This window comes from Lysinibacillus sp. Ag94 (genome assembly GCF_023242215.1).
GTDB lineage: Bacteria > Bacillota > Bacilli > Bacillales_A > Planococcaceae > Lysinibacillus.
In genome coordinates this window covers 2,423,916-2,447,548 of the sequence record NZ_CP096780.1, presented here as the reverse complement: position 1 = coordinate 2,447,548, position 23,633 = coordinate 2,423,916, and the positions used below count along the sequence as shown (strand labels likewise).

Annotated in this window: 18 protein-coding genes and 1 pseudogene; 13 read left to right on the top strand and 6 right to left on the bottom strand. The window is 35.0% G+C overall.

What is annotated here, in order from left to right; genetic code table 11:
• Window positions 1–89: 89 nt before the first annotated feature.
• Window positions 90–275, top strand: a pseudogene (locus tag MY533_RS11285) (DUF5360 family protein); the annotation flags it as partial.
• On the opposite strand, the gene MY533_RS11280 reads toward MY533_RS11285, so the two are convergent.
• The 5 genes from MY533_RS11280 to MY533_RS11260 form a co-directional block, all read right to left on the bottom strand.
• Window positions 272–454 carry a hypothetical protein gene (locus MY533_RS11280; protein ID WP_248716008.1) on the bottom strand — a complete coding sequence of 61 codons (183 nt, stop codon included), beginning with the start codon at window positions 452–454 and terminating at the stop codon, window positions 272–274. The pseudogene MY533_RS11285 and the gene MY533_RS11280 sit on opposite strands and share 4 nt — an antisense overlap.
• Window positions 455–820: 366 nt before the next feature.
• The gene (locus MY533_RS11275) at window positions 821–2,365 is read right to left on the bottom strand and encodes a solute symporter family protein (RefSeq protein ID WP_248719195.1); all 1,545 of its coding nucleotides are present in this window, start codon (window positions 2,363–2,365) and stop codon (window positions 821–823) included.
• 8 nt (window positions 2,366–2,373) lie between these two features.
• Window positions 2,374–2,712, bottom strand: a complete 339-nt coding sequence (locus MY533_RS11270; protein WP_132362119.1) for a DUF485 domain-containing protein — start codon at window positions 2,710–2,712, stop codon at window positions 2,374–2,376.
• A 489-nt stretch (window positions 2,713–3,201) separates the two neighbouring features.
• Window positions 3,202–4,755 carry a solute symporter family protein gene (locus MY533_RS11265; protein WP_248716007.1) on the bottom strand — a complete coding sequence of 518 codons (1,554 nt, stop codon included), beginning with the start codon at window positions 4,753–4,755 and terminating at the stop codon, window positions 3,202–3,204.
• Entirely contained in the window at window positions 4,756–5,091 is a 336-nt protein-coding gene (locus tag MY533_RS11260; protein WP_248716006.1) for a DUF485 domain-containing protein, read from the bottom strand.
• 586 nt (window positions 5,092–5,677) lie between these two features.
• Here MY533_RS11260 and MY533_RS11255 point away from each other — a divergent pair.
• The 7 genes from MY533_RS11255 (at window position 5,678) to MY533_RS11225 (ending at window position 14,289) form a co-directional block, all read left to right on the top strand.
• Window positions 5,678–6,265 carry an SCO family protein gene (locus MY533_RS11255; RefSeq protein ID WP_248716005.1) on the top strand — a complete coding sequence of 196 codons (588 nt, stop codon included), beginning with the start codon at window positions 5,678–5,680 and terminating at the stop codon, window positions 6,263–6,265.
• A gap of 236 nt (window positions 6,266–6,501) precedes the next feature.
• Window positions 6,502–6,906 carry a 2-thiouracil desulfurase family protein gene (locus tag MY533_RS11250; RefSeq protein WP_248716004.1) on the top strand — a complete coding sequence of 135 codons (405 nt, stop codon included), beginning with the start codon at window positions 6,502–6,504 and terminating at the stop codon, window positions 6,904–6,906.
• Between the two features lie 869 nt (window positions 6,907–7,775).
• Window positions 7,776–8,480, top strand: coding sequence for an ABC transporter ATP-binding protein (locus MY533_RS11245; protein ID WP_248716003.1), 705 nt, complete (start codon window positions 7,776–7,778; stop codon window positions 8,478–8,480).
• 2 nt (window positions 8,481–8,482) lie between these two features.
• Entirely contained in the window at window positions 8,483–10,807 is a 2,325-nt protein-coding gene (locus MY533_RS11240; RefSeq protein ID WP_248716002.1) for an ABC transporter permease, read from the top strand.
• A gap of 387 nt (window positions 10,808–11,194) precedes the next feature.
• Window positions 11,195–12,154: a 2-hydroxyacid dehydrogenase gene (locus MY533_RS11235; protein ID WP_248716001.1), complete on the top strand. Its 960-nt coding sequence runs from the start codon at window positions 11,195–11,197 to the stop codon at window positions 12,152–12,154.
• A 43-nt stretch (window positions 12,155–12,197) separates the two neighbouring features.
• A complete protein-coding gene (locus MY533_RS11230) occupies window positions 12,198–12,581 on the top strand; it encodes a cupin domain-containing protein (RefSeq protein WP_132362134.1) in 384 nt (127 codons plus the stop codon).
• Between the two features lie 454 nt (window positions 12,582–13,035).
• Window positions 13,036–14,289: an MFS transporter gene (locus MY533_RS11225; RefSeq protein ID WP_132362136.1), complete on the top strand. Its 1,254-nt coding sequence runs from the start codon at window positions 13,036–13,038 to the stop codon at window positions 14,287–14,289.
• Between the two features lie 181 nt (window positions 14,290–14,470).
• On the opposite strand, the gene MY533_RS11220 is transcribed toward MY533_RS11225, so the two are convergent.
• Window positions 14,471–16,084, bottom strand: coding sequence for a PucR family transcriptional regulator (locus MY533_RS11220; RefSeq protein WP_248716000.1), 1,614 nt, complete (start codon window positions 16,082–16,084; stop codon window positions 14,471–14,473).
• A 149-nt stretch (window positions 16,085–16,233) separates the two neighbouring features.
• Here MY533_RS11220 and MY533_RS11215 point away from each other — a divergent pair, with 149 nt between their 5' ends.
• The 5 genes from MY533_RS11215 to allE all read left to right on the top strand — a co-directional run bounded on the left by MY533_RS11215 (window position 16,234) and on the right by allE (window position 23,549).
• Window positions 16,234–17,679, top strand: coding sequence for an allantoin permease (locus MY533_RS11215; RefSeq protein ID WP_248715999.1), 1,446 nt, complete (start codon window positions 16,234–16,236; stop codon window positions 17,677–17,679).
• Between the two features lie 15 nt (window positions 17,680–17,694).
• Complete coding sequence (gene allB / locus MY533_RS11210) at window positions 17,695–19,074, top strand: allantoinase AllB (RefSeq protein ID WP_248715998.1); 1,380 nt, start codon at window positions 17,695–17,697, stop codon at window positions 19,072–19,074.
• 427 nt (window positions 19,075–19,501) lie between these two features.
• Window positions 19,502–21,127 carry a lactate permease LctP family transporter gene (locus tag MY533_RS11205; RefSeq protein WP_248715997.1) on the top strand — a complete coding sequence of 542 codons (1,626 nt, stop codon included), beginning with the start codon at window positions 19,502–19,504 and terminating at the stop codon, window positions 21,125–21,127.
• 361 nt (window positions 21,128–21,488) lie between these two features.
• Window positions 21,489–22,718, top strand: a complete 1,230-nt coding sequence (allC, locus tag MY533_RS11200) for an allantoate deiminase (protein ID WP_248715996.1) — start codon at window positions 21,489–21,491, stop codon at window positions 22,716–22,718.
• 27 nt (window positions 22,719–22,745) lie between these two features.
• Window positions 22,746–23,549, top strand: coding sequence for a (S)-ureidoglycine aminohydrolase (gene allE, locus MY533_RS11195; protein ID WP_132362148.1), 804 nt, complete (start codon window positions 22,746–22,748; stop codon window positions 23,547–23,549).
• Window positions 23,550–23,633: the final 84 nt, after the last annotated feature.

Sequence of the window (23,633 nt, the reverse complement as noted above, 5' to 3'; positions counted from 1 at the left end):
GTTGAATTATCATAATATTGACATTATCGAAAATAAGGAAAAGAAAATTGTTTTTTCGTTTTCCGATAGGTAGCTGAATATCTTGAAAGCTATCTCCGGCACTAACATTTTGCTCAGGATTACAGGCGATTTCTTTTTGGACATTAAAGCTTGATTTTGATCCTATGTGGTGGATACCTAACCTATTTCTTTTACTATATCCACTGTACTTTATTCCAAAGCTTATTACAGTTAAACATCGAGATGTCTCATTACAAGCAAAACACAACCACTAATCATCCTCAGTGTGGTTGTGTTTTCTATGTTTTGTAAAATTTTGTTCAAGGCTCTCTTTTTTAGTTTTCGTTACACGTTCATGTGTACTGAAAGGGGAGAACTGACGATTTTTCTCAACGTCTTTTCCTTCGGTACGCTTAATAGACAAGCGCTTCTTTTTTGCTTTTGATTGTGTCATTGTTATTCCTCCTTTTTATTCTAACTATACCATAAAATGGGGTTAATTTCGGTTCTAACTATGCGCTTTATTACTGAAGCTAAGCTATCGTACAGAAGCCATTTGTTGCTGCCGCAACGCAATCGCACAGAAATACATTTGTTGCTGAAGCTACGCTATTGCACAGAAGCCATTTAATGCTGAAGCGACGCTATCGCACAGAAAACATTTGCTTCTGACACTACGCTTTCGCATAGAAAACATTTGCTGCTGAAGTCTTTCTTTTCGCACAGAGCAAAGCTTCATAGAGGCGGTAAATGAGCTTGAGCAACAAGTTAACAAAAAAAAACCTCGTAAGTATTATTAACTTACAAGGTCATTGTTATATTAGTGAGATACGTCCTGTACAGAAATACCTGTGTTAGCTTTAACATCCACTTCACGATATTTCTTAGCATCTGATTCCTTAGAAAGTAATGTTCCGATGAAACCACCAAGGAAGCCAAGTGGTACAGAAATTATTGCAGGATTCGTTAACGAAATTAATGGATTCCCAACGAAAATTGCTTTTCCTTCAACTGGATTCCAAAGGTTTGGTGAAACTGCAACAAGAATTAAAGCAGAGATTAAACCTGTTAACATTGCTGTAATAGCACCTGCTGTATTAAAGCGTTTCCAGTAGATTGTATAGATGATTACAGGTAAGTTAGATGAACCTGCAATACAGAATGCAAGTGATACTAAGAACGCTACGTTTAATGTTTGTGCACCAAGTGCTAAAAGGATTGAAATAACAGCGATTGTGATAGAACCGATACGAGCTGCAAGTACTTGCTCTTTTTCCGTGATTTTGCCTTTTTTAATGATTTGACCATAAATATCATGCGAAAGGGCAGATGCACCAGAAAGTACAAGACCAGCTACTACCGCTAAGATTGTTGCGAAAGCTACCGCACATACGAACGAGAATAGTATGTCTCCACCAAGTGCTTCCGCAAGAAGTGGTGCAGCCATGTTACCAGCAGCGTTTGCAGAAATAATTGCTTCTTTACCAACGAATTTAGCTGCACCGAAGCCTAAGAAGATTGTAAGAATGTAGAAAATACCTACAATCCATGTAGCCCAGATTACTGAGGATCGAGCAGTTTTCGCATCTTTTACTGTAAAGAAGCGCATTAGGATATGTGGAAGTCCCGCTGTACCTAATACTAAAGCGATTAACATTGAAATAGTATCAATACCATTTTGATATTTAAGACCTGGGTTCAAATAAGCTGCACCGCTATCAGTTGCAGTTTCCATTTCTTTAAACATCGTTGCAATACTAAAGCCGAATTCTTTTAATACTAAGAATGAAATAATAACTGTTCCTAACATTAAAAGACAAGCTTTAATAATTTGTACCCAAGATGTTGCAGTCATTCCACCGAATAGTACGTAAGTCGTCATCATAAAGCCTACGATTAATACGGCTACCCAATAGTCGATCCCTAAAAGTAATTGAATAAGTGCTCCTGCACCAACTAGTTGTGCAATCATGTAGAATAATACAATTGTAATAGTGCTTAAAGCTGCTGTACCACGAACTTTAGCGCTATCAAAACGCGCTGTGATCATGTCTGCTAATGTAAATTTACCAAGATTACGTAATGGCTCAGCAACGATGTATAGAACTACTAAGTAAGCTACTAAGTATCCGATAGAGAAGAAGAATCCATCAAATCCAAATAATGCAACTGCTCCGGCGATCCCTAAGAAAGATGCTGCTGATAAGTAGTCACCTGCGATGGCTAGTCCATTTTGCCAGCCTGTTAACCCGCCACCTGCAGTATAGAAATCACTTGCAGAAGATGTTCGTTTTGATGCCCACCATGTAATAACTAATGTTAAACCAACAATGGCTACGAAGAAGAATATGGCTGTAATACTCATCCCGTTATTCATCGGCGGCCACCTCCGTTCTCGTATTCAGCGATAATCGCCTGTGCTTCTTTATCAAAACTATTCGCTTTTGCTACATATACGTGACATAAGCCCCAAGTCATGATGAATAATCCTGCTGAATATAGCCACACCCAAGTAATTTCCCCAATTGCCTTTTGGTGTAGTACTGTCGTGTACGAAGTAAGAATTGGTAGCAACATATAAGCTACTAAGAAAATCACAGTTATTGACCAAAGAAATGATTTCTTTCTTCGAACAAGCGCTTTAAATGATTCTTGACTTGCAATTGCATCATAGTCAATCACGACGCCCTTGCTTGCTTGATTGTTCCCCATTAACATTCCCCATTTTGTGTTTATTTTTACTGCTTAAAGACTTGAATTTGCTAGTTTAGTGAATTCACATCTTCATTTTATGAGACAGTTCACAAAATTGCAATACTTTTCAGAAAAATTATGAAAAAATAATTTTCAGAAAAATAGTCTTAAAAGAGAATATACATAACAAGTCCTAGAAATAAAATGATTTCGGAAAATTCTGATAAATAAATGAGGGTAGGTCAATTCTAGATTTGTGAGTGTGAAATTCGCATAAAATTTCAAAAAGAAAATGGTTTTTTATAAAAAATAAACACTATTTACTCAGTGAAAATCGATTTTTTTTGAAAGAGAATAGTATTGTTCAATAAGTAAATTGGTAAATTTTTTATAATAAAAAGTTAAAAAACCCGACAAAAAATCGAGTTTTTAAACCTGATATTTTTATTATGAATGATAGGACGATTGATATAGCTTTTTTCAATTATTTGGATTGCAAAAAAGCGATCAATGAGAGATATCAGAGACGGATACACCTGTATTTGCTTTCACACGAATTTCCTTGTAAATGCGATCTGCTTCTTCCTGTGGTACTTTGCTAGAAGAAAGAACAGTGCCTAAATAACCTGCGATAAAGCCAAGTGGAATTGTAATAATCGCTGGAACTGCTAACGGTACGATAGGATTACCAACAAATATTGCCGCACCTTCAACAGGACTCCATACATTTGGCCCCATAGCACCTAAAACTAAACATGATACTAAACCAGTTACCATCGCTGTTATAGCACCTGTTGAATTGAATTTTTTCCAATAAATTGTGTACAGAATAACAGGTAAGTTTGCTGAAGCACCGATACAAAATGCGAAGGATACTAAGAATGATACATTCAAGTTTTGCGCAAATAGTGCAAGGATAATGGAAACAAAGGCAATAGAAATTGAACCAGTTCGAGCTGCTACAACTTGTTGCTTTTCTGTTAATTTACCACCTTTAATGATTTCTCCATAAATATCATGAGAAATCGCAGAAGCCCCTGTTAAAACTAAGCCCGATACAACCGCTAAAATAGTTGCAAATGCTACGGCACCGATAAATGCCATTAACACATCACCGCCCAAATAATTTGCAAGAAGTGGGGCTGCCGTGTTACCAGCTTTACTTTCAGCAAGGATTTCATCGATCCCTACAAAATTTAATGCTCCGAAGCCTAAGAAAATAGTTAATGAGAAGAAAATAGCTGTAATCCAAGTCGTCCATGAAATAGAAGAACGAGCAGTTTTGGCATCTTTAACGGTGAAGAAGCGCATTAAAATATGAGGTAACCCAGATGTTCCTAAGACAAGCGCCATCATCATCGAAACCGAATCAATTGAACTTGTATATTTCATCCCTGGTACAAGGAATTTCTCGCCATGATCCACAGCGATCGTATCAAACATTTTCATTAGAGAGAAGTCGAATTTAATTAATACTAATGTAGCTAATAAGCCTGTCCCAAATAAAAGAAGGCTAGCTTTTATAATTTGCACCCAAGAAGTAGCTGTCATGCCACCGAATAATACATAAGTCGTCATCATAACACCTACGATTAAAACCGCAATCCAATACTCTATACCAAATAATAGTTTAATAAGAGCACCAGCACCTACTAATTGGGCAATCATATAAAGGATTACGATGATAATTGTTCCTGACGCAGCTACCCCGCGAATGCGTTTTTCATTAAAACGGGCAGTAAGCATATCTGCTAAAGTATAACGACCTAAATTACGCATCGGCTCCGCAATTACATAAAGAAGAACTAAGTTAGCTACTACATAGCCTACAGAGAAGAAGAAGCCATCAAAACCAGTTAAGGCAATCGCACCAGATACGCCAAGAAATGCAGCAGCAGATAAGTAGTCACCAGCGATTGCAAAACCATTTTGCCAACCTTTAAGACCACCACCAGCAGTATAAAAATCTGCCGCAGAAGACGTACGTTTCGCTGCAATATAGGTTACTACAAGCGTTAAACTAACGATCGCTAAAAAGAAACCAACGGATACTAAGTTCATTTATTTTCCACCTTTCGCCTGATACTCAGCTAGTACTGCTGCCGCAGCTTTATCGAATGAAGCAGCTTTTTTCACATACACTGTGCAAAGAACGATTGTCATCATGAATAATCCTGCTGAATAAACCCAAACACCTGTAATATTTCCGATGAATTTTTGTTGTAGTACAGGTTGGAAAGCAAGGATCGGTAACAAAATATAAAGGGTTAAAAATACTGCTGTAATCGAGAAAAGAAAGGTATTCTTCTTTTTCACGAACTTGTTGAACGATTCCATAGCTTCAATTGCGCTATAGTCAACTGAATCTTTATTTTTGTTTCCAGAAATGTTTACCATTATTATTCCCCCTAAAGTGATATATTTCTGTCTTAAACGACATATTTCTTTTTTTCTCGTCGTTATATTCACTTATTTTATGGGGAAGATTCTTATAATGCAATACTAAATTTTGAGTTTTTATAATTTTTAATCATTTTCAGATTATGGAAATAACATAGAAATAATAAGGATTTAATAGAAATAATCTGTATAAAAGAGAATGGTGTTTTTTATAGAATAATATTCTAATAATAGTTTAATGATGATAATTGTGAATTTAGGAGAAAATTCGAACGTGAAAGAGAAATTTCGGGAATTTATTATTGCGTTTCCATATGTAGGATATGCTTAAAAATTAAAAAAACTTTGTTATATAACAATTATATGATGTCTTGGGAAATAACCAAAATAGTAAAAAACAGTTTTAAAATATTTAAAAGAATTGTGAATTGTCTAGAAATTATAGGATATTAATATACCAAAATCATACAATATACATTGAATGGACATAAAAAAATGAAAGCTTAAGCTCATATCTTGTATTCAGTAACTATAATTTATACAATAAAAAACGATGGTAAATGGAAGGGAAGTGTGCAAATATATGAAAAAGAACAGTGTCTTGCTCGTGTTGATACTAACATTAAGTAGTATTCTAACTGGTTGTGGAAGTTATAAATTTGAACCTGAAATGAACATAGAAGTACAGGATTTTTCGGTAACTAATCAAAGAAATGAAAAGGTTAGCCTTAATGATATTAAAGGCAAGCCGTCGTTAGCGATGTTCATCTTTACTAATTGTAATACCATTTGTCCGCCAATGACGTATAACATGACAGAGGTACAAAAGGCACTTCAGGATAAAGGCATGGAAGATTATCAGATTTTAGCGTTTAGCGTTGATCCTCAGGTTGATAAGCCAGAAGTTTTAAAAAATTATTTAAAAACATATTCAGCACCCGATGAAAGCAAATGGCAACTATTGACTGGCTATGATCAAAAGTTTATTGAACAGTTTGCTATGAAATCGTTTAAATCACACGTGAAAAATGATCCAAATACTGACCAAGTTATACATATGGGAAGGTATTACTTAGTTAATGCTGATGGGATTGTTGTGAAAGATTATGATGCTTATACAGATGTACCAGTTGAGACGATTGTGGCAGATATGCAGGCGTTAACTAAATAATAATAAATAACTCAGAGGTTGGAATTTTTTATTCAACGTCAATAGTCAAGGTATATACAATGTGCAAGATGATAAGCTGAACTATTTTTTTAGTAGTTCAGCTTTTATTTATAATTAAAGATGTATGGAATGCTTATAATTTTTTTATCTGTTTACTTGTGTTAAACAATCGGGCCAGATAATGAAGTCAGAAATGACATTTAACATAAGGTAAAATTTTATACGGGGTGATAGCAATGATATTAGTAAGTTCTTGCTTAGCAGGATTAAAAGTAAGATATAACGGTACGCATAGTTTGGATAATAAGATTCGTAAACTAATAGAAGACAATAAGGCGATTGCTGTATGCCCTGAATTACTTGGTGGGTTTTCAACTCCTAGAGAACCTGCTGAAATAATAGGTGGTGATGGGGAAGATGTATTAAATGGTAAAGCCAAAGTGATTGAGATATCAGGTAAAGAAGTTACGAAATTGTACATAAAAGGAGCTTACGAAACATTAAAAAAGGCTATAGAGTTTGGAGCGACAATAGTCGTTCTTAAAGAATATAGTCCATCTTGTGGAAGTTCAATGATTTATAATGGTGAATTTAGAATACAAGTCATATCTGAAGAGCAGTTTTCCGATAATATTTGTTGAAATTATTAAAGATATTCAATTATAGAGCGCAATCCTGGGACAAGGATAAGCGCTCATTTTTGATTTTATGGCCATTTAATTAATAACTTACTTTAATATTTCTATTAAATACAGCTGACATTGGGAAGAGTCAAATTTAAACTAATGGAACAGGATTATTTATGAGGATAAATTTGGTTATGATTGAAATTTATGCAATAATGGATGTATTAACACATAATTCGGGGAGGTTTTTGTACAAATTATAATACTAGCTATTTCTACGTTTCTACTTATAGGGTTGTTTATTTTAGTTCGTTGAATCCGTTCTATGTACAAATCACCAAAGGGGGAATAATTCATCCTCTTCTATTTTTAACACCATGATTTTCATTTCTTTGTGAACTAAGCCTCTAACATCTTGTCATTCATCATTCAAATATTCAGTAATCGATAATTATATTATGTCTACTAAAATTCAATAAAAGATACTGAAGCATTTTTAACCCTTCTTTTAAAAAAGGGAAATTTAAATGTATTTTTTACCAAACGTGTATATATTTAATTTTAGCAGCTTATATATTATTAGAATGATTTAACTGCTTTTGGCCGAATCCGGGCGAAAAAATGCCGAGGCATTACGGCCGTCCACATCATGGAATCTTCTTGAGGTCGTGACGCGTGATGTGGTTGAAATCTCTGCACAGATCGGTAGATTGAATTCCTTTTATGTCGATTTAAATTTCTAACATTTTGCCGTGATTAACGGCTTCTTAATAAAGCTAAGCAACAAAAAGAGACAACTAAAAGAAACTCTAAAATATACGACAAATGTTGTTTATTTTAGAGTTACTTGCCGTTGATAAAAATTATTTGAGGAGATGAAATAAATGAAAAAGCTGATCGAATTTAAAAACGTAACGAAAGAATACAAAATAGGAGAAGTCCCAATCAAAGCCCTTAATGGTGTTGATTTTTCCATAAATGAAGGGGAATTCGTCGTTATTTTAGGGGCTAGTGGTGCGGGTAAAAGTACGATTCTGAATCTTCTTGGCGGTATGGATACGGCTACCTCTGGCCAAGTCTTTGTTGGGAATCAAGAAATAACAAGATTGAACGAAAAAAAGTTAACGGAATATCGTGGGGAGAAAGTGGGCTTCGTCTTTCAATTCTATAACTTGATTCCGAATTTAAATGCTCTTGAAAATGTTGAGTTCGCTACTGAAGTATGTAAAAACAATTTGGATGCTAAAGATATTTTACATAAAGTCGGATTAGCGGATCGTATGAAAAATTTCCCTTCCCAGCTTTCTGGAGGAGAGCAACAAAGAGTAGCTATAGCTAGAGCTGTTGCGAAAAACCCTTTGCTTTTACTCTGTGATGAACCAACCGGCGCTTTGGATTATGTAACCGGCAAGTCTGTATTAAAGCTTCTGCAAGATTTAAATAGAGAAACGAAGAAATGTGTTGTTTTAGTCACACATAATTCGGCCATTGCCCCTATGGCTGACAAAATTATTAAAGTAAAAAGCGGACTGATAGAAAGTGTTACGATAAATGAGGAAAAACAAAGTGTTGAAGGGATTGAGTGGTAATCATGAAATTGCTTTTAAAATTATTAAGGGACATTAAACAGTCTATGGGGCAATTTATAGCCGTCGTGATTGTTATTGCAGTAGGTGCTTTTTTCTATGCAGGACTAGTAACCTACAGCAATAATCTTAATACGTATACGACGGATTACTTTCAAAAACATAATTTAAGCGATTTACATGTATATTACAGTCAGCTTTCTAAAAATGATGTCACTCGGTTAAGTAAAATTGAAGGTATCAATAAAATCGAAGGACGTTATACCTTTGATGGTACGCAAACGTTTGAAGATTACAAAACAACATTAAAAATTCATTCGATCCCAGACAACAATGAAATAAATACACCTACCATAATTGATGGTAGTATCCCATTAAAAAAAGATGAGATTTTATTAGATTCTCATTATGCAAAAGAACATCAATATCGTGTTGGCGATCAAATCACGATAAATGCGAATGAAAGTAGCTTTAATTTTATAATTAGTGGCTTAGGTGAGAATGTTGAACACGCAAAAAAGAATGAAATTCAAGACCATAAAGCATATGGAGTCGCTTATATTGCTGAAGAAACATTACCTGAAATTTTAAATGGCTTTTACTTTAATGAAATCATCGTGGATGCTACAGAAGGTTACGATATTGAAAAGTTAGGCAAATCAATAGAAGAGCAGTCCAAGCAGCTTAGCTATTTAGATCAAGTAAATAAGGAACGGACGTTGAACTATTCTAAAATCAATCAAACGATTAAAAATAATAACTTAATGAGTAAAGTTATCCCATTAGTACTTTTTTTGATTGAAGCGATTATCCTTTTTCTCGCTATGTCAAGGACTATGGATTCGCAAAGGAATCAAGTTGGTATTATGAAGGCTTTAGGTGTAAAAAACAGCAATATTATGCTTCACTATATGGGATACCCTATGCTGGCAGGTATACTAGGCTCTATTATAGGTTGTGTCATTGCCGCTTTTGTATTTATTCCTTTAGTCACTAAGTCTTGTGCAAGGGCCTACTCTTTGCCTGACATAAAATTCTCACTCTCTTTATTGTCAATCATCCCACCAATTATTTTCTCTAGTGCTTTCGGTGTTCTATCGTGTTACTTAAGTGGTAGAGCAATATTAAAGGAAAACGCGGCTCAGGCTATGCGTCCTAAACCGCCAAAGAGGATGAAAAAGCTCTTGATAGAAAGAATTCCAGGTTTATGGAGTCGTATTTCCTACAGCTATAAACTCATTTTGAGAAATATATTTTTAAATAAACGAAAAGCTTTAGCAAGTTCAATTGGTGTTGTTGTAAGCACCGTGTTATTGATTACTGCTTTCGGTACTCAAGCATCCTTGCTAAAAGTAGCAGATCAAATTGAAGATGTTTATACGTATGATCTAAAAGTCGATTATACAATGGGTACAAATTTTAATACGGTAAAACTACCTTCTGAAATTAAAACTAGTTATTTGTTAGCCACTCTTCCTATTGAAATCATAAAAGATAATGACAAAGAAAGCGCCAATTTAGTAGTTACTGAACAAGAAAACAATCTCGTTCATTTCTTCGACGAAAATGACAATAGCATTTCTTTAGAAAATAACGGTGTGCTTGTCCCAAAATCTTACGCTGATAAATATCATATTTCTAAAGGGGATCATATCAACATAAAGTTTACAGCGCCAGAGCTAAAAGATACTTCTGTAGAAATGAAGGTTTTAAATATATCTACACAGTATTCGAATCCATCATTTTATAGTACACCAGAGTACTTAAAGAGCTTTAACATAGACTACAATCCAACTTCACTTTTAGTTCAAACAAATAACGCTACAGATGCTTTGAGCGCTCGTAATTTTTTTGAAAAAGATCGCAGTGTAGATACAATTGCCGATAAGAATGAATTAAAAAAATCAGCACAATATATTGTGAAGCAAAACAGTTTTGTATTTATCATGTTTATCACAAGCGCCATCATACTGTCCTTTGGTGCCATCTATACGATATCTTCCATCAACATATATGAAAGGAATCGTGAGCTGGCAACACTGAAAGTATTAGGCTATCAAAAAAATAAAATAAACCGATTAATATTTTTGGAAAACATTATCCTAACAACATTTGCGGTCATTGTAGCTTTACCAATCAGTGGCTATGTCTATAAAATTATAGTAAAGGCTCTATCAAGTACCCATCAGCAAATACCAGATAAATTAAATATGTTCATCATATTCGTCTCTATAATTGTCGCGTTCCTACTTACTATAGTGTCTAACTTACTTCTTAGAAGAAAAGTGACGAAAATAAATATGATAGAATCGCTAAAAAGTGTGGAATAGAGTTTTTATCGTAAAGGTGTAAAAGGTGACCATCGATTGCTTAAAGAGGTCGACAAAAAACAATATGTGGGTAAATATATGATGATAATGAATCAGTCCGATAATTTTCGGGCTGATTTTTTATTTGCACGAAAGCTTTTGTCGAAAATATGTAATGTCGTTCGTATTTTTGTTAAAAGTGAACAATGTTTTTTAATCACTCGTATCCTACAATAAAATTAAGCTTTTAGCATGAAAAATAAGAAAAAACAGGAGGGTGAATCAATGTAAATACTAGATTTTTTGTGCGAAGTATACAAAAACAAACGAAGTGTGATTCTCTCCTTCTAAACTATGGACACTAGTTAATCAACAGACGTATCGACATAAATAGGAGGAATGGATTGTATGTTAGTTAAATTGTTAGAACCATTAAATGTTCCAGATTCGATCATTGAAAAGTTAGCAGAACCAATCAAACAGGGCGGTCATGAATTTGTGTATTACAATGAGAAAACGTCTGATTGGGCAGAATTAGCAAGTCGTAGTGAAGGTGCAGATGTTATTATGATTGCGAATAATCCTTATCCTACAGAAGTAATTGATCAAAATGACAAGTTAAAATTAATCAATGTGGCCTTTACAGGTGTTGATCATGTAGGAATCACACAAGCTAAAAACCAAGATATTATGGTATGTAATGCAGCTGGATATGCGAATCAAGCGGTTGCGGAATTAACGATTGGCTTAGTATTGGACGTGTATCGTCGCATCACTAAAGGTGATAGGGAAATTCGTGACGATCATTTCCTAGGGGCATTCCAAGGTAGTGAAATTAAAGGTAAAACAGTTGGATTAATTGGTACAGGTAAAATTGGTTTAATGACTGCTCGATTGTTTAAAGCATTTGGTGCAAACTTAATCGCTTCAGATCAATCTAGTAGAAATCCAGAAGCTAAAGAATTAGGTATCAAGTATATGGAGTTAGATGAGTTATTAGCACAATCAGATATTGTGTCATTACATATTCCATTACTACCTAGCACGAAAGGCTTAATTTCTAGAGAAAAATTACATTTAATGAAGGAATCAGCCATTATCATCAACTGTGCACGAGGCCCAATTGTTGATAATGATGCATTGGCGGATGCATTAAATGCAGGGCGAATTGCTGGAGCGGGTATCGACGTATTTGATATGGAACCGCCTATTCCTGGATACTATAAACTATTACACGCCAAAAATGTAATTTTAACACCGCATGTAGGTTTCTTTACGGATGAAGCGATGGAACTGCGTGCTAAAATTGCATTCGATAACACTACAGCATTTTTAGACGGTAAACCCCAAAATATTGTTAAACGCTAAATAATGTAGGTTTTTTGGAAATTTGAAACAAGGAGAAAATACAATGACATTAAAAAAAATAGCAAGAAAAGATTTAAAAAATCGTATTTTCCATTGGCCAGATATTCAAGAGTTTAGAGAAGAAGAAGCGACAAAGCATATTTTCTATGAAACACCTAATACTGTAGGAGCTGTTTGGTGTATGCATCCAGGACAAGATTTGCCAATTCACTCGCACGAGAAAGCTGATGATATTTGGATTGTTGTCGAAGGAACAGCAGATTTTTATCCAGAGTGTGGTGAAATGGTTCAAATTAAAGCTGGAGATGTTGTTGTTGCACGTGCTGGTGAAAAGCACGGAATGACGAATAATTCTGATAAAGATTTTGTAATGTTAGGTATTGCGGGGCCAACACCAATCGGCTTTATTCCGCATAAACATCATTAATTAAAAGTGCACGTCTGTTGATTAGCTAGTTTTCATAGTAAAACGAAAGATTCCTCCTTGTAAATGTAATATCTACATGGAGGAATCTTTCGTGCCAGCACTAAGGATTGTCACACCTTTAGCAAAATTTTATTTTACAAAGCAGAACTGTTGCACTGTAGATTATGGTCAGTCCGATTACCTATAGGGTAGTCGGGCTTATTTTTTGGTTTACTTGAGCCTTCCATACTGTCCGAAGAGTTTGCGAAGATACAAAAGCACTGCGCGAAAATAGGCAAGTGAGAATACCATAAGTCATACTTCATAAAAATTTCAAGCATAAGTTTTTTGTCTGAAATGTGCAATGTTGGTTCTGTTTTTGTTAAAAGTGAACAATGTTATTTACGTACTCATACCCTAAAATTTAATTAAGCACTACATAAGTAAAAAAAACGAAAAATGGGAGTGTCGTATTATGGGACAAACAGTTAAAAATGACCCGAATTATTACAAAAAAATAATTGTTGCACTGTGTTTAGGTTGGGTAGTTATTTGGATTTATCGCACAATACTTACGCCAATATATCCACAAATTCAAGAATCGCTAGGGAATATAAGCGATACTCAAGTAGGACTTATTGCTTCAATCTATTTCTTTGCCTATACAGGTATGCAAATTCCATCAGGAATACTCGTTGATAAATTTGGTCAAAAACGAGTATTAATCCCTGCATTCATCATTTTCTCATTAGCAGCATTCGTCATTGGAACAAGCTCGTCAATCACGCAAGTGTACATCGGCGCCTTATTGGCAGGTCTTTCGACTGGCTCATACTACGGTGCAGCTTTCTCCTTATCAGCTAAATATATGCCAAAAGATAAGAAAAGTTTTTCTAATGCAATCATAAACAGTGGTTCAGCGTTAGGGATGGTTATTGGTTTAATAGGCTCATCTGTATTAGTAGGTGGTCTTGAAATTAAATGGAATTTCTTACTTTATATTATATCAATCCTCATTTTAGCTGTAACATTTGTGTTTGCTTTATTTGTTAAACAAGACAAAAAATTAGCTACAGAAGAACTAACAGAAGATAAGAAAACAACACAACATACAGATTCTAAAGTCAATTTATTCTCACCAAAACAATTAGTTGTCTATTTTGTCTATTTTGCAACATGTTATGGTTATTACATGATTGTAACATGGTTACCGTCATTCCTTGTCACAGAAAAAGGATTCGAACAAGGTTCAGTAGGCTATGTAGCTGCTTTAGTTGCAATCTCAGCAGTACCGGGTGCACTGATTTTTTCTAAATATATTGATAAAAATGCACATATGCGTCTGAAATTAATTTTCTTCTTGTTAATTGGTGCAGCGCTAACAATTAGTCTAACAGTATTTTCCCCTAACCCAACAGTACTTTATGTTGCACTAATCTTATATGGTTTACTAGGCAAACTTGCAATTGATCCAGTATTAATCACGTATGTAACTGATTCAGTATCTTCAAATACAGTTGCTAAAGCATTAGGTTTCTTTAACTTCTTTGGTATGACTTCATCGGTTGTTGCGCCAACGCTTACTGGTTATATTGGTGACATTACTGGCTCGAAGGTATTAGCATTCTATATTGCAGCAATCCTTCTTGCAGCAGCAGCGATATTATTTTTCCTTGTAGTTATGTTAAGTGAAAAAAAACAGCCCCTAACTTCTGTAACTCAAGAATAAAACAAGGCTTCCATCAGTGGAGATTTTCTACATCTTCCACTGATGGTCTGCTTTTTTATATATTTAAATCAGGAATATTTTATTCATTTTTAACTGTTATAGGTAATAGAACACATTTCCATTTTCTTCACTAAAAAAATCCCGCTAAAAAGCATGCAAAATAGCTTTTTAGCGGGATTTTTTAAAATGTAATTTTTTCTGATGCAAATAAAGCTAATCTAATATCCAAGGAGGCTTCGGAAGCTTCGACAGACTGACCTAAAATTTCTTCGCATTTTTTAATACGATATTTTACTGTATTACGATGAATAAAGATATCTTCTGAAGTCTTTGTGAGGTCGCAATGGTTTGCCAAATATACTTTTAAAGTATGTTTTAGTTCTTTTTCCTTCGTTGTTTTCGGATAGGCTAATGAACCTAATGTGTACGTGATAAACGGCTTTAATTTGTTGGCTGGTATGAGTTGTAATAATTCTTCTACACTTTTGGATTTATAGAGTTCTATAAATCCTACTTCACCATTTTCAAACTTATTATCAAAAGCTTCATTTGCTTCGAAATAAGATAGTGGTAACTGTGAGAATTCAGAGACTTCATTACCAATACCAAACGATAATGAATTATTAAAAAACTTTTGATACTCTTTATTGAGATATTTGCAGTAATCTAAGTAATATTGATGTCTCGTTTGTAAAAGTATCGTAAAGCGATGCTTACCTGGAGACGTATATATACTGATAGTGGGATCAATGTCAATTAACTTATGCGTTAGCCATTCAAAAGTCATTTGATACCGCTCATTCAAATAGATATTATTTTCTACATCTTGTTCTTTATCGATCGCACAAATTATTACTTGATAGTAATTTGATGGTTGGATATGATGCTTTTTTAAAAACTCAGGGTGCTGCTTGACAGAAATAAGGTTATCAGGGTGTTCAGACATGAGTGATTCAAAAAATCTGTCCACATCCTGTTGTTCCGCTTCCTTAATTTTACTATTTTTATAGATTGCAAGACTGAGAGTGTTTACAGCCTGTTCTATAGCTAGCAAACTAAATGGATAATTGAGCGTATTGACGTTTGAAACCATAAGATAATAAGGAAAATATTTAAATGCAGGAACCTCAAATATAATATGTTCTTCCTGGAAAGCTTCTCTATTATTAGGCGTAATATGCTTGGAATTTAAACATCTTTTAAAATAATTAAGATTTTTTTGAACATTTTCAGGGTGTTGATTGAAGTGATGGCTCATTGATTTAATTTGATAAAGAGGATTTAATAGCATCACTGGAACTCTGAGGAGTCTACTCATCCGTTCAATCATCATTTCCAAACTTAACCCTCTCATAAGCATCGTATTTAATTCTTGTTGGATATCTAATGCAAAATATAATTTTTCAGTTTCTTCATCTAAAATATATGACGAGATGTGATGAGTAATCGATCCTAGATTCCAACTATCAGGGATGCTAATAACTGGAAATTTTAATTCGTTTGCGAATTCTATGACTTCATCATCTAATTTTTTTAAAAATCGGGAAAGCTTGATACCTATGCCTGCAACTTGTATATCATTTAATTCTCTAATGAGATCAATTAATCCAGATTGATTGTCTTGATAACACATACCAGTTGTTACGATAAATGAGTGTTGTGCAGTAAAGTCTTTGATATCAGGTGTCTCTGTAATATCGACCATTTCTACCACTCTCTCTAAATCGCCTTTATCATTTAACAATGTTAAATCTGAAAATTGTTGTACAGACATTATTTCTTTTAATGTTGTCATAAGAACTCTCTCCTAATCTTTGTTTGAAAAAGCCAAAATAAAAATTAAATATGTATGATGTTACAAAGATAACCTATCACACTGATTGTATACTATTTTTGAAGGTTATTATACGTATAATCCTTTATTAATAATAAAGGAGAATCATTATGTTAAAAAAAGGTCAGGATATCCAACGACATCCTTCGTTTTTTGAAAAGCGCGGTTACAACAAGGATATCATGCCAAAGTTGCTTGAACAAAGAAATTCATCCGCATTTAACTTTTTTACACTGTGGATGGGGGCAGTGCATAACATTCCTAATTATACAGCTGTCGGTGGCTTCTTATTATTAGGTTTATCACCATTTCAAGTGATGTTATCACTTGTTATAAGCTCATTTTTAATTGCCTTACTACTTGTTGTAAACGGTTACGCAGGCTCAAAATATGGTATCCCATTCGCCATGCACTTAAGGCATACATATGGTGATATAGGTGCTAAATTACCAGGTGTATTACGTGGTGTTGTAGCCGGCATTGCTTGGTTTGGTTTACAAACATTTGCTGGCTCACAAGCTTTATTGATTCTAATGAATAAAATTTTTCCGGGATTCAATGACATTGGAGATGGTACTACAATTTTAGGTATTACTATTCCCGGATTAATCGCTTTCTTGTTATTCTGGGTAATTAACTTTGCCATTGGTATTGGCGGCGGAGGAACCTTAAATAAATTTACTGCTATTTTAAACCCAATGATTTATATAGTTTTTGGTGGAATGGCAATCTGGGGCATTAAAGTTGGTGGTGGACTCAATAAAATTTTGAGCTATGAACTGAGTTCGGAGGGTAGTATTTTATATCAAACCATTTTAGCGTTTATCTTAGTGTTTAACTCATTACTTGGTGTTTGGGCTGCTCCAGGGGCAAGCGTTTCTGATTTCACACAAAATGCGAAATCAACAAGAGCACAAATTTTCGGACAAGTTTCTGGTATTGTTGTTGCACATATTTTGTTTGCATTTTCAAGTGTAACAATTTTAATTGGTGGGTCCATTTATTTTGGTCAACAAGAGTGGAATATACTAAATATTATCAATCAATGGGATAGTGTATGGGCCATCTTCTTTGCTACAGGTGTACTTCTTATGACAACAATTTCTACAAATGCAACTAGTAATATTATTCCAGCGGCCTATCAAATAAGTGCGTTATTTCCGAAGTATATAAATTATCGGCGTGGAGTATGGATTGCATCGATTGCAAGTATTATCACTATGCCATGGAAGATGATGGAGAATAGTGAAAGTATCTTCATGTTTTTAAATATGATCGGTGCCATTCTTGGTCCGGTTGCTGGTGTGATGATTGTAAAGTTCTACTTCATTTCAAAGTGTAGGATCAATATCGATGAATTATATTTTGATAGTAATAGCAACGAACGACCAAAGGTGAGAATCAATATACAAGCTTATATTGCGACAATCGTTGGAGTATTCATATCTCTATTAGGTTTTATACCGAGGTTCCATGTCATTTTGGACTTTTCGTGGTTTATCGGATTTTTCACAGCAGGTATTTTACTTTTATTATTAAACGTTTTAAAAAAATAGAGGAGGATGATTCTCATGCAATTCGATTTAATTATTAAAAGTGGATTAGTTATTCTAGAAAATGGTGAGCAAGAAGTCGAAATAGGCATAAAAAATGGTAAAATCGCCGCAATTGGTAAAGATTTAGGTGAAGATGCACAAATTATTGATGCACAAGGCTTGATCGTATCTCCAGGCATGGTAGATGCACACGTACATATCACGGAACCAGGAGGAGGCTATCGCGATGAATGGGAAGGTTATGATACAGGTACACGGGCATGTGCAAAAGGTGGGGTAACAACAATTATCGAAATGCCATTAAACCAAATACCCGCAACAATCAATGGCTCATCTATTAAAGAAAAATTTACAGCTGGAGACGGGAAATTATCCGTAGATGTTGCAAGCTATGGTGGATTAGTGCCATTTAACTTAGACGGTGGTATTCAAGAATTAGATAACAATGGTGTCGTTGCCTATAAATGTTTTGTAGCGACCTGTGGTGACCGTTCTATAGAAGGTGATTTCATGAACGTTGATGACTATACACTTTATGAAGGTATGAAACAAATTGCGAAGACAGGTAAAATCTTATCTATTCACGCTGAAAATGCTGAAATTACTGATAGGTTAGGCGAATTAGCATATAAAAATGGCGAAACATCATTACGTGCTTATGTAGATTCACGACCTGTATTTACAGAAGTGGAACCAATTCGAAAAATAATCCTATTTGCTAAAGAAACCGGTTGTCGCGTGCATATCGTTCATGTAGCTTGTGAGGAAGGTATAGATGAAATTGTGAAAGCGCAGCAAGAAGGTGTCGATATTACATGCGAAACATGTACACACTATCTATATTTCTATAAAGAAGAATTAGATACTATCGGTCCAGTTGTAAAATGTTCGCCGCCAATCCGTGAACAATCTCGTTTGGAAGGTATGTGGAATCGTGTACTTAATGGGGATATTTCATTCGTAACATCAGATCATTCACCATGTACACCAGACTTGAAAGATAAGGACAATGCCTTTGAGGCTTGGGGAGGTATCGCAGGTGTACAAAATAACGTAGACATATTATTCGATGAAGGTGTACAAAAACGAAACATGCCATTAGCTCAATTTGCAGCGATTATTGCTACAAACCCTGCGAGACGTTTTAATCTAGAACAAAAAGGTAGCATCACAGTAGGGAAAGATGCAGACTTCGTATTTATTAAAAAAGATGCACCTTATGAATTAAAAGCCGAGGACTTAGCATACCGACACAAAATTAGTCCTTATGTTGGGCGCAAAATCGGAGCACAGATAGTGAAAACAATCCTTCGCGGTGTTGAAATCTATGACAAAGATAAAGGAGTTGCAGATGAGAAAGTAGGTCGATTTATCTCTCAAGCAATAGATAATTAGCCGTGATTTATCCAAACAAGCGATATTGAATGAAATAGACTTTCTACATCATGCCATTGGACGTGGAACAACACTTGCTACATTCTGGGAGAATACTTTTAAATATCTATGTTTATATTGTTTTGGACATGGCATAAAGTACTTACTCTTTAGAGTAGTAGAAAATAGGTCCTGTTGCGCTTTAAATATACTTGTATCGGAGCATCGTAAATAACGTAGAGGACCTTGAAAAGATCTTTATAAGTATATAATGTTTCATACCTATTCCTCTGAAAAAAGGTGCAATGCTTATGGAATTGCGATGTATGAACGAAGAAGAACAAAAAACTCGTCTATCGTGTTTAAGCATAAATGGATATCTACAATCAAGTTAGTTTAGCTCAATTCAAATTTTAAGAAATAAACTACTTAGAAAGAAGTGACAACGATGTGGTTTCAACAATACGATCCACTTGGAAACGAAATAGTGAGTGGAATCATAGCCTTCCTTCCCATTCTTCTATTTCTACTAAGTTTAACAGTCTTTAAATTAAAAGGGGTTTATGCAGCAGCATTAACATTAGGCTTTACCCTTATTATTACCGTCGGATTCTTCGGAATGCCCATTACGAAAGCCTTAGGGGCAATTCTTCTCGGTACAGGCAAAGCGCTATGGCCAATCGGATATATCGTTATTATGGCTGTTTGGTTGTACAAGATTTCAGTTAAAGCCGGAAAATTTGAAACAGTACGTGGTAGTATAGCTAGTATTACAGAGGATCAACGTCTTCAACTATTGCTAATTGGCTTTTGCTTTAATGCTTTCTTAGAAGGCGCAGCAGGATTAGGTGTCCCAATCGCTATTTGTGCAGCATTACTTGTGACTCTTGGTTTTAAACCAATTAAAGCTGCTGGACTTTGCCTAATTGCTAATGCCTCTACAGGTGCATTCGGTACAGTTGGAATTCCAGTTATTACAGGTGCTCAAGTAGGTGGTATGGAAATTTTAGATCTTTCTAGAATGACAGCATTTATGTTACCGTTAATTTCATTTCTCGTTCCGTTTATCCTCATCTTTATTCTAGATGGGCTCAAAGGAATAAAAGAAATATTCCCAGCAATTTTAATCGTCAGTGGCGCATTTTCGGGGCTTCAATTACTAACGATTACTGTTATCGGGCCGGAGCTTGCGAATATTATCCCTTCTTTAGCTAGTATGATAATTTTGGCAGTATTTTTAAGAAGATGGCAGCCTAAAACGATTTATCATGAGCCTGGTGTAGAAGCAACAGGAAATTTAAAAAACTACTCTATGAGAGAAATCATGGTAGCATGGTCACCATTTTATTTACTCACTGGTGTTATAGCCATTTGGAGCCTCCCTACATTTAAAAATTTATTTGCAGCAGATGGTGCACTTAATTTTACAAACGTTGCCTTGAAAATCCCAGGGTTACATGATCAAGTCATGCGTACACCGCCAATAGTAACCGAAGAAATACCTATGCCAGCAATCTTAAATCTTAACTTTGTATCAGCAACAGGAACAGCGATTCTAGTGACAATTATTTTAACAAGTATTCTATTTCCTGCGTTAAACATAAATCAAACCGTTAATTTGCTCGGTGGCACCATTAAAGAATTGTGGTTACCAATTTTTACGATCGTTCTTGTAATGGCTTTTGCAAATCTCTCGGACTTCTCGGGTCTTAGTACTTCTTTGGGACTTGCACTTGCAAAAACCGGTGACTTCTTTCCATTTGTAAGTCCAGTATTAGGATGGATTGGTGTCTTTCTCACTGGATCTGTTGTTAATAATAACGCGTTATTTGGTAGCTTACAGGTGGTTACTGGGACGCAAGTCGGTATATCACCCTCTTTGTTAATGGCAGCCAATACAGCTGGAGGTAGCGTGGCAAAATTGATTTCACCACAATCTATCGCTATTGCAGCAGCAGCCGTTAATGAGACTGGGAACGAGTCAAAAATCTTCCAATATACATTACGGTACAGCTTAGGCTTGCTACTTCTCATATGTATCATGACATTTGGCTTATCATTTATCTTAAAATAATTAAAAAATGAACTAAACCGCATGGTAAATCAGAGTTTTCACATTGATTTACTATGCGGTATTTTTTAATAAAGATAAATTCGCTTCCTTCAGCTATTTTTGAATGCTGATGGAGTTGTATAAAAAAAGCTGGAACTTGCTCCGTACGTACGACTACTTAGTAGCCTATACATAATCGATAGCTAACGGTATTCATTTTTCGTGCTCGGCGTTTACCTCTGATCCAGCTTTTGAACCTTTATCCAACATATATTTGTTGATAGTGCATAAAAAGAGCTTCCATAATTGTTTGTTCTGTCAATGAATGGTTGTGAGTATGGTCCTATAATAAAAGTGTATTAGAGGAAGGAGTGAAAGAGTAATGGATATTCAATTAACGTTTGAAGCTTTAGATAAGAAATTCACAGGTTTTGGGGGCTTAGAACAAGGTGGAATTACACGCCTTTTATATTCTCAAGAATGGAATGATGCGGTTCGTGAGCTGGAAAAAACATTCAAAGAAGAAGGATTAGAAGCAAGCTTTGACGACATCGGGAACTTATCTGGGCGTCTTGTTGGAAGTAAATATCCAAAAGAAACAATTTTGACAGGATCACACATCGACACAGTTGTTGAAGGTGGGCATCTGGATGGTCAATTCGGTATCTTATCTGCACTTGTTGCTGTGAAATATTTAAAAGAAAAATATGGTCAACCACTACGATCATTAGAAGTATTATCGCTTGCAGAAGAAGAAGGTAGTCGATTCCCTTACACATTTTGGGGTAGCAAAAACTTCTTTAACTTAGCAAAAAAATCGGATGTTGACACAATTGAAGATGCTGAGGGTATTAAGTTCGAAGATGCGATGCGTAAATCAGGTTTTGATTATCGGAAAACGACTGACGTTCGTAATGACATCAAAGCATTTGTTGAAATTCATATTGAACAAGGTAAAGTGTTAGAGACAGAACATAAAACAATCGGTGTTGTCAATGGAATCGTCGGTCAAAAACGCTTCACGATCAATTTAAAAGGTGAAGCAAACCACGCTGGCACTACGCCCATGTCATTACGTCGTGATACAGTTGTTGCCTATAGTGAAATTGTTTCGGACTTAACAAAACGTGCTAGAGAAATTGGGGAACCACTTGTGTTAACGTTCGGTCATGTCACACTTGTACCAAACACAGTAAATGTAGTTCCTGGTGAAATTACGTTCTCAATAGATTGTCGTCATATTGATCAGCAACTATTAAATGATTTTGCAGCAGAAATCGAAAACAAAATTAAATTAGTCGCTGAAGCAAATAGCATGACGTATGATATTAATTTATGGATGGATGAGGCACCAACATTGATGGACAAAGAAATCGTTCAAATCATTGAACAAGCAGCAAAGAATAATGTAGGTGATCAATATAAAGTGATGCCATCCGGTGCAGGACATGACTCACAAATTTTTGCTCAATATGTTCCAACGGCGATGTTGTTTGTACCTTCTATTGGTGGAATTAGTCACAACATTAGTGAAGAGACGAAGATAGAAGATCTTGTTAAAGGTATTGAAGTATTAAGCGATGTACTTTATGAACTAGCATATAAAGAATAAAAATAAAGAAAAAGGAGCCAGATACTTATGGGTTACTTAAATCAAGTTCAAGGATACAGAGAAGGTTTATTAGAAACACGTTCTGTCATTAAGAAAGACAATTACGCGGTAATCACACCAGACGGCCTAGTTAATAATGTTGTACCTGGCTTTAAAGATTGTGATGTAACAATCTTAGGATCTCCACGTTTAGGTGCAAGATTTGTAGATTATTTAGTAACAGTAAAAAACCAAGGTGGAAACAAAGCTGGTTTCGCTGGTGATGGTATTCAATCATTTGTATACGTTGTTTATGGCAAAATCAATGCTTTTGCAGATGGTAAAAGATACGAATTAACAGAAGGTGGGTATTTATATGTACCCCCACACTTACAGTTGACGTTTGAAAATAATAATAACGGTGAAGATAGCCGCTTATTCTTATACAAAAAACGTTATCAACCTCTTAAAGGACAACCTCTTAAAGGGTATACTCCAGAAGTTGTTACAGGGAATGTGAACGACATCGAACAAGAGGCATATGAAGGTATGAAAGAAGTATTAATTCAAGACTTATTACCAAAAGAAATTGGATATGACATGAACATTCATATTCTTTCGTTCAAGCCAGGTGCTTCACATGGTTACATTGAAACACACGTTCAAGAACATGGCGCTTATGTTTTAAGTGGACGAGGCATGTACAACTTAGACAACGAATGGATGCCAGTTGATAAAGGTGACTATATCTTTATGGGTGCTTATGTACCGCAAGCAACCTATGCAATCGGTTTAGATGAACCATTCTCATACATTTATTCTAAAGATGCAAACAGAGATATTGATTTATAAAAGTGAGTATAGGATCTCCGATAGTTATCCAAAGATAAATTAGGCATCTTAGTTACAAAAGATATTCAAACATACATTCTAAAT